General features: G+C 61.4%; 9 protein-coding genes. 8 read left to right on the forward strand and 1 reads right to left on the reverse strand.

Annotated features, from left to right (window positions below):
- Nucleotides 1-158 precede the first annotated feature (158 nt).
- The 5 genes from ACW9IB_RS14840 to ACW9IB_RS14860 are packed head-to-tail and all read left to right on the forward strand — an operon-like array spanning nt 159 to nt 6,292.
- The gene (locus ACW9IB_RS14840; protein WP_457368257.1) at nt 159-1,916 is read left to right on the forward strand and encodes a carbamoyltransferase family protein; all 1,758 of its coding nucleotides are present in this window, start codon (nt 159-161) and stop codon (nt 1,914-1,916) included.
- Nucleotides 1,917-2,813, forward strand: coding sequence for an antimicrobial resistance protein Mig-14 (locus ACW9IB_RS14845; protein WP_457414241.1), 897 nt, complete (start codon nt 1,917-1,919; stop codon nt 2,811-2,813).
- Nucleotides 2,810-4,210: a PIG-L deacetylase family protein gene (locus ACW9IB_RS14850; RefSeq protein WP_457414242.1), complete on the forward strand. Its 1,401-nt coding sequence runs from the start codon at nt 2,810-2,812 to the stop codon at nt 4,208-4,210. Before ACW9IB_RS14845 ends, ACW9IB_RS14850 begins: the two co-directional genes overlap by 4 nt.
- Nucleotides 4,211-4,265: 55 nt before the next feature.
- A complete protein-coding gene (locus tag ACW9IB_RS14855) occupies nt 4,266-5,414 on the forward strand; it encodes a glycosyltransferase (RefSeq protein WP_457414243.1) in 1,149 nt (382 codons plus the stop codon).
- Nucleotides 5,411-6,292, forward strand: coding sequence for a glycosyltransferase (locus ACW9IB_RS14860; RefSeq protein ID WP_457368261.1), 882 nt, complete (start codon nt 5,411-5,413; stop codon nt 6,290-6,292). Before ACW9IB_RS14855 ends, ACW9IB_RS14860 begins: the two co-directional genes overlap by 4 nt.
- Before the next feature lie 55 nt (nt 6,293-6,347).
- Here the strand turns inward: ACW9IB_RS14860 and ACW9IB_RS14865 are convergent, their stop codons facing one another.
- Nucleotides 6,348-8,204, reverse strand: a complete 1,857-nt coding sequence (locus ACW9IB_RS14865; protein ID WP_457414245.1) for an O-antigen ligase family protein — start codon at nt 8,202-8,204, stop codon at nt 6,348-6,350.
- Between the two features lie 159 nt (nt 8,205-8,363).
- Here ACW9IB_RS14865 and msbA point away from each other — a divergent pair, with 159 nt between their 5' ends.
- From msbA to ACW9IB_RS14880, 3 genes are all read left to right on the forward strand, one after another.
- Nucleotides 8,364-10,169, forward strand: a complete 1,806-nt coding sequence (msbA, locus tag ACW9IB_RS14870) for a lipid A export permease/ATP-binding protein MsbA (RefSeq protein WP_457414246.1) — start codon at nt 8,364-8,366, stop codon at nt 10,167-10,169.
- A gap of 202 nt (nt 10,170-10,371) precedes the next feature.
- On the forward strand, nt 10,372-11,796 hold the full coding sequence (hldE, locus tag ACW9IB_RS14875; RefSeq protein ID WP_457369020.1) for a bifunctional D-glycero-beta-D-manno-heptose-7-phosphate kinase/D-glycero-beta-D-manno-heptose 1-phosphate adenylyltransferase HldE: 1,425 nt from the start codon (nt 10,372-10,374) through the stop codon (nt 11,794-11,796).
- The gene (locus ACW9IB_RS14880) at nt 11,789-12,724 is read left to right on the forward strand and encodes an NAD-dependent epimerase/dehydratase family protein (protein WP_457414248.1); all 936 of its coding nucleotides are present in this window, start codon (nt 11,789-11,791) and stop codon (nt 12,722-12,724) included. The genes hldE and ACW9IB_RS14880 overlap by 8 nt, the downstream gene beginning before the upstream one ends.
- The last annotated feature ends 91 nt before the right edge of the window (nt 12,725-12,815 follow it).

Below are 12,815 nucleotides of genomic sequence, written 5' to 3' on the forward strand. Positions count from 1 at the left end.
CGCTTCGGGGCAGTGACAACGGGCCACTCATTCCCTAGATCATCACGCCGCCTGTTTACGCTATAATCCCGCCCTTTAGCTGTTTCTCGCCTAGGCGAGAGGCACACTTTTTTCAGGCGCAACCCGCCTGCATGCAGACTAAAAGAGGCTAGACCCCTGTGGCATTGACGATTCTTGGCCTGTCCGGCGCCCTTAGCCATGATCCTTCCGCAGCCCTGTATATCGACGGCAAGCTGATTGCGGCCGCCGAAGAAGAGCGCTTCGTACGCGACAAACATGCAAAGAACCGCATGCCCTACGAGTCGGCGAAGTTCTGCCTGGAACAGGCCGGCATCAAGCCTTCCGACGTTGACGTAGTGGCGATCCCGTTCGCTCCGATCAGCCTGTTCGGTGAGGCGCGCTGGCACTACGCCAAGCGTTACTGGTACGCCCCGGACCGCGCCCTCGACGCGATCCTGATGGGCAACCGTCGTTACAAGCGCTATCGCAACAAAATCGTCTGGTGCCTGGAGCAACTGGGCTTCGATCCGAAGAAAATCAAGATCGAACCGGTTGAACACCACCTGGCCCACGCTTCCAGTGCTTACCACTGCTCCGGCTTCCAGGAGAAAACCGCGATCCTCGGCATCGACGGTAAAGGCGAGTACGCCACCACGTTCTTCGGCTACGGCGAAAACGGCAAGATCCACAAGCTCAAGGAGTTCTACGACCCGGACTCCCTGGGCGGCCTGTACGGCGCAATCACCGAGTTCCTCGGTTTCGAGATGCTCGACGGCGAGTTCAAGGTCATGGGCATGGCGCCGTATGGCGATGCCAGCAAATACGATTTCTCGCGCCTCGCCTCCTTTGAGAACGGCGAACTGGTGATCAACACCGAGTACGCCAACGTCATCGGTCTGCGTCGCTATAAAGAGAAGGGCAAGGGGTTCTACTTCTCGCCGAAGCTGATCGAGTGGCTGGGTCCGAAACGCGAAGGCGACATCGCCGACGAACCGTACATCCACTACGCGGCCAGCATGCAGGCACTGTTCGAGAAGCTGGCTTTGCAGATGATCGACCACTACCTGGGCGACATCCTCAAGGAAACCGGCAAACTGGCATTCGCTGGCGGCTGCGCGCTGAACGTCAAGCTGAACCAGAAGATCATCGCCCGTGACGACGTGAAAGAGCTGTTTGTACAGCCGGCGTCCGGCGACGCCGGTACCGCGGTGGGCGCGGCGGCCTATGTGTCCCATGCCCGGGGTGTGCCGGTGGAAAAGATGGAGCACGTCTACCTCGGCCCGTCCTACAGCAACGAAGACGTGATTGCCGCGTGCGCCAGGCACGAGAGCAAGCCGAACTGGCGCAAGATCGAGAACATGCCCCAGCGCATCGCCAAGATCATGGTCGACGGCAATCCGGTGGCCTGGTTCCAGGGCCGCATGGAGTTTGGTCCGCGTGCGTTGGGCGGTCGTTCGATCATCGGTTGCCCAAGCGCCACCGGCGTGGCGGACCGTATCAACCACCAGATCAAGTTCCGCGAGCGCTGGAGGCCTTTCTGCCCGTCGATGCTCGACACCGTGGCCCCGCAGATGATCAAGGTCGATCACCCGGCGCCCTTCATGACCTTCACCTTTGAAGTGGCTGAAGAGTGGAAGACCCGCGTGCCGGAAGTGGTGCACGAAGACGGTACGTCCCGCGCCCAGGTGCTCAAGCGCGAATACAACCCGCGCTACTACGACATGATGAAAGAGCTGGAAGTGCTGACTGGTAACGGTGTGTCCCTGAACACCTCGCTCAACCGTCGCGGCGAAGCGATGATCTGCTCGCCGACCGACGCGCTGAACATGTTCTTCGGCTCCGACCTGCAGTACCTGATCATGGAAGACATCCTGGTCGTCAAGGACGGCGTGGACCCTTATGACGCTGTGGTCTAAATGCTGAACCGCTTCCAGGGCTGGCGTGAACGTGGCTGGGCGCCTGTCGAGGCCGAGGTTTACGCCCAGGCCTGGCAGCGTTTTGGCGGCAGCGTGGCGACCCATCCGCTGATCGTCGAGCGGCTGGCGGACCTGGCGCAGATTCCGGTGCGGTACCTGGGCTGGGAACAGGATGGCGAACTCAAGGGCGCGATTGCCACCTGGGGTCGCGACCTCGCGCTGTCCAAGGACGTGCTCAAGCGCAACGGCAAGAAAGGCCTGTTCGATCTGGGCAATGCCGAGATCATCCTGCCGATTGCTGCCCAGGCGCAGGTGCCCGTACGCCACCGTGGGCGCTACTTGTCGGCGCTCAATGAAGGGCGCATCAGCACCCTCAAGCCCCAGGCCGAGCAATTGGCCATGGCGCGTACCCCTGAAGACCTGTCGAAGAAGTTTCGCTACAACCAGCGCCGCGAATTGCGTTTGCTGGAAGAGGCGGGCGGCGTGGTGCGGGCGGTGAGCGAGTTTTCCAGCGCTGAACTGGCGGCGATCTACTGCGATTTGTTCCAGCGGCGCTGGGGATTTGCGGCTACCGGTGCCGAGCGCCTGGCCGAAGTGCTGGAGCTGCTCAAGGAGTTTTTGATCGGCTCGGTGCTGTTTCTCAACGAGGCGCCCATTGCTGTGCAACTGGTGTACCGCGCCGAAGCGCCCGAATGGGTGAGCATCGAGTACGTCAACGGCGGAGTCGACCCTGAAACCCGCGCTTTCAGCCCCGGCAGTGTGTTGAGCTTTCTCAACACGCAAAGTGCCTGGGAACAGGCGCGCGCACTGAATAAACCCCTGCGTTTTTCCTTTGGCCGCGCCGACCGTGAATACAAAGAGCGGTGGTGCAACCCCGTGCCGGTGTTCAGCCTATGAGCCGTAAACAGCAATTGCTCAAGCGCCACCGGCGCAACAAACGTATGGCGCTGTTGGTCGCCTTGCTGGGCTTGGTGGTGGTGGGCGTGCTGGTGGCCTGGTGGCTGCCGCTGGTGCTGGTGGTGGTGTTGTGGGCCGCCCACGAAGCCTGGTTTGCCGACCATCTGTTTTATTCGCCCCAGGAGGATTATCAGTACCGCTTCCCGGCAGACAGCCAGTCGACCCCCTTGCGCCTGGCGGCCGGCCGTCTGGTTGCGCAGGCGCCGCTGAGCCTGGAAGGCGATGAGACGCTGATCGTCGAAGTGCAGCTTAAAAGCACCTGGCTGGGGCGTTTTCTCGACCCTGCGGTGGAGTTGTCCGGCGATCGGCAAGTGTTCGAACGTGGGGTGGCTGGCAAACGTTACCTGAACCTCACGGGCTCGGCGCAGGCACTGGCCGCCGGTGAGTTGAGCCTGCGCAGCCGTTACTGCCGCGTGGTCGGCGACCTCACCCTGTGGGTGTTCCGTCAACCGGATTACGCCCGCCAGCGGGTCATGGTGATCGCGCCCCATGCCGATGATGCCGAGCTGGCCGCCTTCGATCTGTATGGCCAGGCGGACGAAAGCTGGATCGTGACGCTCACGGCGGGTGAGATCGAGGCCGAACACTATCAGCAGATGGGCATGCCCAAGGCCGACGCTGCGCGGACCAAGGGGCTCTTGCGCGCCTGGGACAGCATTGCCGTACCGCGTTGGGCGGGGGTTCCCGAGGCACACTGCGTGCAGTTGGGCTATTTTTGCCTGCAACTGCCGGCAATGCGCGCCACGCCGGATCAGCCGCAGGCCTCCCGCGAGGCGGGCATGGACGATACACGGCTGTTCCGCCGGTTCAACGCATTCCCGTTGCCGGGCGATGTCGATGGCGCGCCGACCTGGCTCAATCTGATTGCAGACCTTCGGGCGCTGCTGCTCAAGGCGCGCCCCGAGGTGATTGTGCTGCCGACGCCGGTGCTTGACCCGCACCCGGACCACATCTACGCACATACGGCGGTGGTCGAGGCGCTGGAAGGGCTTGAATGGCAACCGAGCACGCTCCTCGGTTACGCCAACCATCTGCACGATAATGACCGCTGGCCCATGGGCGACTCCGGTGCGGGAGTGGCCTTGCCGCCACAGTTTGATACGGATCAGGTGCTGGAGCCGTGCTGCCGGGTGCTATCGTTGCGCCGCCAGCAGGACAAGGCCATGGCGTTGGGCATGATGCATGACTTGCAGCCCCGCCCGCCGTTCAAGCGTCGTGTGCGCCGTCTGTTGCAGCGCGTGCTGGCAGGTCGTGGCCCATCGCCTTATGGGGAGAATGAGTTCTTCCGCAAGGCTGTGCGGCGTCACGAACTGCTTTGGGTCCTGAAGCAGGACTGAGTCTTTATCTTTTCGTTGGGCTGCCGCCCGCAGCCTGATTGCCCCATGGAGTGCTATGAAACCTCGTTTCAAAGTGTTGCAGTTACAGCCGGACTACAACGTCAAGGTCAATGACTTCGCCGATCTCGGAGAGCAGATCGTCAAATCGTTGCCGACTGAGCGTTTCGAGGTGACCTCTGCCTTTCTCAGCGGTCGTCCGCAACCGGGCCAGCCATTGAGCGTGGCGGATCATTCCAAGTATTTCGAATTTCCCGAAAAGGCCCTCAAGGGTATTCGCCTGGGCGCCATGTGGCAGATCTACAAGTACTGCCGCGAGCAGCGGTTCGACGTGGTGATCTGCAATCGTTTCAAGTCAGTGAACATGATGCTGTCGCTCAACCGCTGGTTGAAGATCCCGTTGTGCATCGGTATCTCCCACGGTTTTGGCGAGTACGACCGCGCCTATCGCCGTCGGCAGACCCGTCGCCTGGTCAGCCCGGCCTGGCGGTTTGTCGGGGTATCGGCGGCGGTCAGGGATTATCTGATCGGTCTCGGTTGCGGTTTCACGCGCGAGAACACGACCTTTGTGACCAACGCCATCGACATCCCCCAGGCCGAAGCCTTGCAACTGCCGCGTGAGCAGGCGCGGCTTGCGCTTGGCTTACCCCAGGAGGCCCGCCTTATCGGGGCCCTTGGGCGCCTGGTGCCGATCAAGGGGCATACGCATTTGTTGCAAGCGTTCGCCCGCCTCAAGGACAAGTACCCCAACGCCCAGGTTGGCATTATCGGCTCCGGGCGCGCGGAAGCCGACCTGCGTGCGGACATCGAGCGCCTGGGGCTGACCGGTCGCGCGCATTTGCTGGGGTTCCGAGAGGACGGCATGCAATATGTGCGCGCATTCGATATCTGGACCATGCCGTCGTTACTGGAAGGTCTGGGCCTGGCGCTGCTGGAAGGCATGAGTGGCCGCCTGCCGGTCATCGCCTCCAACGGGCCCGCCATGCTGCCGCTGGTCGAGGGCGCGGGCGGTTTGTCCCATGAGCCTGGCGACGTCGCACAACTGACGGCAGCCCTGGACACTTACCTGGCGATGAGCGATGAACAGCTGCGTGCAAAGGGTGAACAGGTCTTCCGTTATCTGGAAGAAAACCACGGACTGGATGAGTTCCAGCAAAAGTACCGGCAACTGATTGAAACCGGTTTGAAGGAAGCAGGTAGAGCATGACTCAGCAACAACCCCTGGTCTCGGTAATCATCGCGTCCTATAACCACGGCCAGTACATCGAGCAGAGCATTCTCAGCGTGCTCGGCCAGACCTACCCGCATATCGAATTGCTGGTGGTGGATGACGGGTCCAAAGATGACAGTGTGGAGCGCATCCAGCGCTTGCAGGCTGAACACGGCTTTGATTTCCAGGTGCAGCAGAACCAGGGACTGACGGCGACACTCAACGGCGCGATCGCTCGGGCCAAGGGCAGCTTGATCGCACCGTTCGGCTCCGACGACATCATGCTGCCAGACCGCATCGCCACACAGGTGGCGTACATGGCGGACAAGCCAAAGGTCGGTATCTGCGCCGGTAACATCGAGCTGATCGACGGTGCTGGCAACCTGCACCCGGAAAAGAAACAGCGTCGTGAGGTGCCGTTTCGCAGCCTGGACTTCGACGACATGTTCATGGATCGCAAGCCTTTTCCGCCTGCGCCGACCATGTTGATTCGCCGTGAGGCGCTGGAGGAGGTGGGTGGTTTCGACCCGCTGATTCCTCTGGAAGACTTGCTGATCCAGCTGAAGATCACGGCGGCCGGCTACACCATCGACGCCCTCGGCGTGGTGATGGCGCAGTATCGGCAGCACGCCAGCAACACCTACAAGAATCACCGCTACATGATCCAGAACATCCTCAAGACCTATGCAAAGTTCAGCGAACACCCGGCCTACGATGCCGTGCGCTACAACTTTCTGAACTCGATGTTCCTCAAGACTGCCGACCGTGACCGGCCGCTGGCTCGGGAAATCCTCAAGCAGATTCCGTTGAAGTTCTGGGGGAAGAAGACCTTTCGCGGACTGGTGCGGTTGTATCTGAAACCGCTGCGCCGTTGAGGCGACGGTAGACATGAAAAAGGCGACTATCAGCGGTGATAGTCGCCTTTTTTGTTCAGGCGGCGGGCTGGCTGAGGGTCAGCACATGTTCGCGAATCCTGGCGGTAGCGCTTGGGCTTGCCACCGATGCGTAGCCTTTGGCCAGTTGTTCGAAGTGTGCTTCGAACAGCCAGTTGCGGTCCTGCGGATAGCGCTGCATATGGTGCAGGTTGCGCTGGCGCAGCGCGTGGCGCAGCGGTGACGGGAAGACGCGCAGGTCGGCCACATCGATCAGGCCAAACTCACCATCCTCCATCAGCAGCACATTGCCCAGGTGCAGCGAGCGAAAGTACACGCCGCGCTCATGCAGTTGCGCCATGAAGCGGCCGAAACGTTCGATCAGCGACTCTCGCAGGCTGCTGTCCAGGCTTTGCAGGGCCTGGCGCAGGGTCAGGCCGGGCAGGGGCGCGTAGCTGACTGCGCTGCTGCCGTCAGGCAGGCGATAGAGATCGAGAATCTGCGGTGTCGGGATGCCCAGGGTGCGCAATTGCTCGCAGTTGCTGGCAAACCGCTCGGAATAAGGGTTGAAGCTACCCGAGGTGTACCAGCGACGCGCGCGGAACACCTTGAGAAAGCGGCCGTCTTTCAGGCGCAGGACTTTCGGGCCCAGGCCATCGGCTTCGATCACATGGGCGTCGCCGCACAACTGTTCGAACGCCTCGGGCTTGAGGTTTTGCACCGGCAGGCGCAACACGCTGCGACGGCGCTGGGCAATGCTCAGGCCGGCGATGATCGCCAGCGGGATCCACAGCAGGAACCAGTGTTCCTTGGGCCGTGACAGGATGCCGCCGCCTTCGGTCAGGCCGGCGCCGATGCCGTAGGCCAGCAGGGACGAAGCCAGGATGAACAGCGGTTGTGCCCGCTCCTTGAAGCTTTTATAGAAGCCCCAGCCAATCATGAAGATCCATGGGATAAACCCGATGATGCCGATGTAATACAGCACGCCCAGGGCAAAACTGTGGGGCTCGCGAAGCTCGGTACCCTGGGAAAGCGTCAAGTACAACTCGGAGTCGTAGCTGTGTCCGATCCAGGGGTGTTCGGCAATGCGTTGCAGTGACATGGTCCAGAGTTCGAAACGGTAGGAGCTGCCACGGTTGGTGATGAGTTCGGGGTAGAACAGCAACAATCCTGCTGCGCCTGCGACCATTGCGGCGAGCAGCAGCGCCGAACGCCGGTTGCGGTTGACGAGTGCCAGCCATAGAACGGTCAGCACCAGCGCCACCAGCGGGGTGCGCGAACCGGTTGCGAGGATGGCAGCGGTCATCACTGCCAACGCCGGCAGGCTGAACCACAGCACCTGCAAGCGGCGTGTCGTTATGCAGACGTACAGCCAGTAAACGCAGAAAAAGCCGAATACGTGGGAGCTGAGCAGCGGGTTATCGAGTGCGCCGCGGCCGCCGATCATGCGCATGTCGGGTGAATAATCTTTCACGAATGCCACGAGGTTGAACACGCAGACCACCAATGCGATCACCGCGGCGCTGAAGAAGACCGGTTTGAACACATCGTTGCGGTAATGCAGCAGAAGCCCGCAACCGGCGAACAGCATGAAGGTGTGCAGCGGCCGCTTGAACAGGTCGGTATCGGCGGTGGGCTCCGGGCTCCATAGCAGGCTGGTCAATGCCCAGGCGGAAAACACCAGGAACGCGATCGCCAGGGGCTCTCGCAGCAACTCCTTGAATTCCCTTGGCCGCAGGCACAGCAATATCAGGGTCGGGGCGCTGAAAAGAGCGTAATAGAACTTGTGCAACACATTGCGATTGGTGACGAAGAACAGCGAGCTCAGCAGCAATAACAAGCCAATGGGCAGAATCCAGAGGACCAGGAAGTCGAAAACGCGATTTGAGCCATAGATCAGGCGCTTGGAATGCATACGAAAAAGCCGTTCCAGAATAGAGAGAGCCGACCATCTTAAAGTAGTGGCTATTTAATGTCGCCGGTCGGATCGAGCCGGATTGAGGGTCATGCGGGGTGCAAGTACAACAGAGAAGCTGTGCTAAAGTCAGCCTCCTTTTTCAAAACGCCGCGTGATATGACCGACTCCAGTCCGAGCGCAAGCCCTTCGAGCTTGAAAATATACTTCCGCCTGCTCAGCTACGTTAAGCCTTACATGGGCTTGTTCGCGATGAGTATCATCGGATTTCTGATTTTCGCGTCGACCCAGCCGATGTTGGGTTACATCCTCAAATATTTCGTCGACGGCCTGTCCAACCCGGAAGCCGTGCTGTTCCCCGGTGTGCCCTTCCTCAGCGACCTGCAATTATTGCAAGCCGTGCCGCTGCTGATCATCCTGATCGCGGCCTGGCAGGGCCTGGGTTCGTTCCTGGGCAACTACCTGCTGGCCAAGGTTTCCCTGGGGCTGGTGCATGACTTGCGGGTGCAGTTGTTCAACAACCTGCTGACCCTGCCCAACCGCTATTTCGACAACCACAACTCCGGCCACCTGATCTCGCGCATCACGTTCAACGTGACCATGGTCACGGGGGCGGCGACCGATGCGATCAAGGTGGTGATTCGCGAAGGCATGACGGTGGTCTTTCTGTTTGCCTCCCTGCTGTTCATGAACTGGCGCCTGACGCTGGTGATGATCGCCATCCTGCCGCTGATCGCGGTGATGGTCAGCACGGCCAGCAAGAAATTCCGCAAGCAGAGCAAGAAAATCCAGGTGGCCATGGGTGATGTGACCCACGTGGCGTCCGAGACCATCCAGGGCTACCGCGTGGTACGCAGCTTCGGCGGCGAAGTGTACGAGGAAAAGCGCTTTCTCAAGGCCAGCCAGAGCAATACCGACAAGCAACTGCGCATGACCCGCACCGGGGCGATCTACACCCCGGCGCTGCAACTGGTGATCTACACCGCCATGGCCGTGCTGATGTTCCTGGTGCTTTACCTGCGCGGCGATGCATCTGCCGGTGACATGGTGGCCTACATCACCCTGGCCGGTTTGTTGCCCAAGCCGATCCGTCAGTTGTCGGAAGTCAGCTCGACGATCCAGAAAGGCGTGGCCGGTGCAGAGAGCATCTTCGAACAGCTGGACGAAGAGGTCGAGGTCGACCAGGGCACGGTCGAGCGCGACAAGGTCAGCGGTCGTCTCGAAGTGCGCAACCTGAACTTCACCTACCCTGGCACCGAGCGTCATGTGCTCAAGGACATCAGCTTCACCGCCGAGCCTGGGCAAATGATCGCGTTGGTCGGACGCTCCGGCAGCGGCAAGTCGACCCTGGCCAGCCTGATCCCGCGCTTCTATCACCACGAGAGCGGTGACATCCTGCTTGATGGTGTGGAGATCGAGGATTACAAGCTGCTCAACCTGCGCAAGCACATCGCCCAGGTGACACAGCATGTGACCCTGTTCAGCGATACCGTGACCAATAACATCGCCTATGGTGACCTGGCGGGCGCGCCGCGCGCGGACGTTGAAGCGGCGGCGGCGGACGCCAATGCCAAGGATTTCATCGACCAGTTGCCCAAGGGCTTCGACACGCCGGTCGGTGAAAACGGCGTGCTGCTGTCCGGTGGCCAGCGCCAGCGCCTGGCGATCGCCCGTGCGTTGCTCAAGAATGCCCCGTTGCTGATTCTCGACGAAGCCACGTCGGCCCTCGATACCGAGTCCGAGCGGCATATCCAGGCAGCGCTGGACAACGTCATGCAGGGCCGCACCACCCTGGTGATCGCGCACCGCTTGTCCACCATCGAGAAGGCCGACTTGATCCTGGTCATGGACGATGGCCGGATTGTCGAGCGGGGTACCCACAGCGAGTTGCTGGCGCAGAACGGCTACTACGCGCGCCTGCATGCCATGGGCCTGGATGCTCCCGTCTCCGCCGACATTACCTGACCCAATGATTGCACCGGCCTTTTGTGGGAGCGGGCTTGCTCGCGAATGCTGTCTGACATTCAACCTTGATGTTGACTGGCACACCGCTTTCGCGGGCAAGCCCGCTCCCACATTTGTCCTCCGGCGGATTCACTGCTCCACAAGCCTCCTGTAACCCTGTGCTAATATCGCGCCCCTGTTCATTTTGTATGTGGGTTGCTCCATGAAGTTGTCCATGCCGCGATTCGATCAAGCCCCTGTCTTGGTGGTCGGCGATGTCATGCTCGACCGTTACTGGCATGGTGGTACCTCACGGATTTCCCCTGAGGCGCCGGTACCGGTCGTCAAGGTCGAGCAAATCGAAGACCGCCCAGGTGGCGCCGCCAACGTTGCTCTCAATATTGCCGCCCTCGGCGCCCCGGCCTCCCTGGTGGGGGTGACCGGCGACGACGAAGCCGCCGACAGCCTGGCCAACAGCCTGCGCGGCGCGGGTGTGCGTGCGCTGTTCCAGCGAATTGCCCATCAGCCGACCATCGTCAAGCTGCGGGTCATGAGCCGTCACCAGCAATTGCTGCGTATCGATTTCGAAGAATCCTTCGCCACCGACGCCCTGGCCCTCAGCGGGCAGGTCGACGAATTGCTCGAGGGCATCAAGGTGCTGGTGTTGTCGGACTACGGCAAGGGCGCCTTGAAAAACCACCAGATGCTGATCCAGGCCGCCAAGGCCAGGGGCATTCCGGTGCTGGCCGATCCCAAGGGCAAGGATTTCTCGATTTATCGCGGTGCCAGCCTGATCACACCGAACCTCAGTGAGTTCGAAGCCATTGTTGGCGGCTGCGCGGACGAGCACGAATTGGTGGCCAAGGGCGCGGCGTTGATGGCCGACCTCGACCTCGGCGCCTTGCTGGTCACCCGTGGCGAGCACGGCATGACCTTGCTGCGTCCTGGCCATCCGGCAATGCACTTGCCGGCGCGTGCCCGTGAAGTGTTCGACGTCACCGGCGCCGGCGATACCGTGATTTCCACCCTGGCCGCCTCGATTGCCGCGGGTGAAGAACTGCCTCACGCCGTGGCCCTGGCCAACCTGGCGGCGGGCATTGTGGTGGGTAAGCTGGGTACCGCAGCCATCAGTGCCCCTGAACTGCGCCGGGCGATCCAGCGTTCCGAAGGTTCGGAGCGAGGCGTGCTGGGGATCGAGCAATTGCTGCTGGCCATCGACGACGCGCGTGCCCACAACGAAAGCATTGTGTTCACCAACGGCTGCTTCGACATTCTGCATGCGGGTCATGTGACCTATCTGGAACAGGCGCGCGCCCAGGGCGACCGTCTGATCGTGGCGGTCAACGACGATGCCTCGGTCAGCCGCTTGAAGGGCCCGGGCCGTCCGATCAACAGCGTCGACCGTCGCATGGCGGTACTGGCCGGTCTGGGCGCGGTGGACTGGGTGATCAGCTTCCCTGAGGCGACTCCGGAAAACCTGTTGGCCCAGGTCAAGCCGGACGTATTGGTCAAGGGTGGCGACTATTCCGTCGACCAGGTCGTGGGGGCCGATATCGTCAGCGCCTACGGCGGCACGGTCAAAGTACTGGGCCTGGTCGAGAACAGCTCGACCACTGCCATCGTCGAGAAGATCCGCAACAATGAGTAAGGCTGACAAGTGTGTACTGATCACCGGCGGCGCGGGCTTTATCGGCTCGCACCTGGTTGATGCGTTGCTGGCCAAAGGCTACGGGGTGCGGGTGCTGGATGACCTGTCCACCGGCAAGCGCAGCAACCTGCCGTCAGGCAACCCGAACGTCGAGCTGATCGTGGGCGATGTGGCCAATGCCGAACTCGTGGCGCAGGCTGCCATCGGCACGATGGCAGTGGTGCACCTGGCCGCCGTGGCCTCGGTGCAAGCGTCGGTGGACGACCCGGTCAGCACCCACCAGAGCAATTTCGTCGGCAGCCTGAATGTCTGCGAAGCCATGCGCAAGGCTGGGATCAAGCGTGTGGTATTTGCCTCGAGCGCGGCGGTGTATGGCAACAATGGCGAAGGTGCGTCGATTGACGAGGACACCACCAAGGCGCCGTTGACGCCCTATGCGTCCGACAAGTTGGCCAGTGAGCATTACTTCGACTTCTACCGCCGCCAGCATGGCCTGGAGCCGGTGATCTTCCGCTTCTTCAATATCTTCGGGCCGCGCCAGGATCCGTCATCGCCGTACTCCGGGGTGATCAGCATCTTCAGTGAGCGCGTGCAGCAGGGCTTGCCGATTGCCGTGTTCGGTGACGGTGAGCAAACCCGCGACTTCATGTACGTGGAAGACCTGGTCGACCTGCTGGTGCAGGCCATCGAGATGCAGGACGCGCCGCTGGGGGCCATCAATGTCGGATGGAATCGCACCACGACGCTCAAGGACGTGCTGCAGGCCTTGGAAGAGATTGCCGGCCAGTTGCCTGCGGTGGCTTACGGGCCGGCACGCTCCGGGGACATCCGGCATTCGCGGGCGAATAACCAGCGGCTGCTGGCGAGCTTCACACTGCCCGAGCCCACACCGCTGAAGGTCGGTCTGGAACGCCTGTCCAAAGCCTGACGCATTCCCTGTGGGCGCTGGCTTGCCTGCGATGCAAACACCCCGGTGTCACTGATACACCCAAGTGATGCCATCGCAGGCAAGCCAGCTC

It is taken from the genome of Pseudomonas sp. SDO524_S393 (assembly GCF_054071875.1).

Excerpts from the sequence above, each read along its gene's own strand:
- hldE (WP_457369020.1), top strand. The coding sequence starts at position 10,372 with ATGAAGTTGTCCATGCCGCGATTCGATCAAGCCCCTGTCTTGGTGGTC.
- ACW9IB_RS14865 (WP_457414245.1), bottom strand. The coding sequence starts at position 8,204 with ATGCATTCCAAGCGCCTGATCTATGGCTCAAATCGCGTTTTCGACTTC.
- ACW9IB_RS14860 (WP_457368261.1), top strand. The coding sequence starts at position 5,411 with ATGACTCAGCAACAACCCCTGGTCTCGGTAATCATCGCGTCCTATAAC.
- ACW9IB_RS14850 (WP_457414242.1), top strand. The coding sequence starts at position 2,810 with ATGAGCCGTAAACAGCAATTGCTCAAGCGCCACCGGCGCAACAAACGT.
- msbA (WP_457414246.1), top strand. The coding sequence starts at position 8,364 with ATGACCGACTCCAGTCCGAGCGCAAGCCCTTCGAGCTTGAAAATATAC.
- ACW9IB_RS14845 (WP_457414241.1), top strand. The coding sequence starts at position 1,917 with ATGCTGAACCGCTTCCAGGGCTGGCGTGAACGTGGCTGGGCGCCTGTC.
- ACW9IB_RS14855 (WP_457414243.1), top strand. The coding sequence starts at position 4,266 with ATGAAACCTCGTTTCAAAGTGTTGCAGTTACAGCCGGACTACAACGTC.
- ACW9IB_RS14880 (WP_457414248.1), top strand. The coding sequence starts at position 11,789 with ATGAGTAAGGCTGACAAGTGTGTACTGATCACCGGCGGCGCGGGCTTT.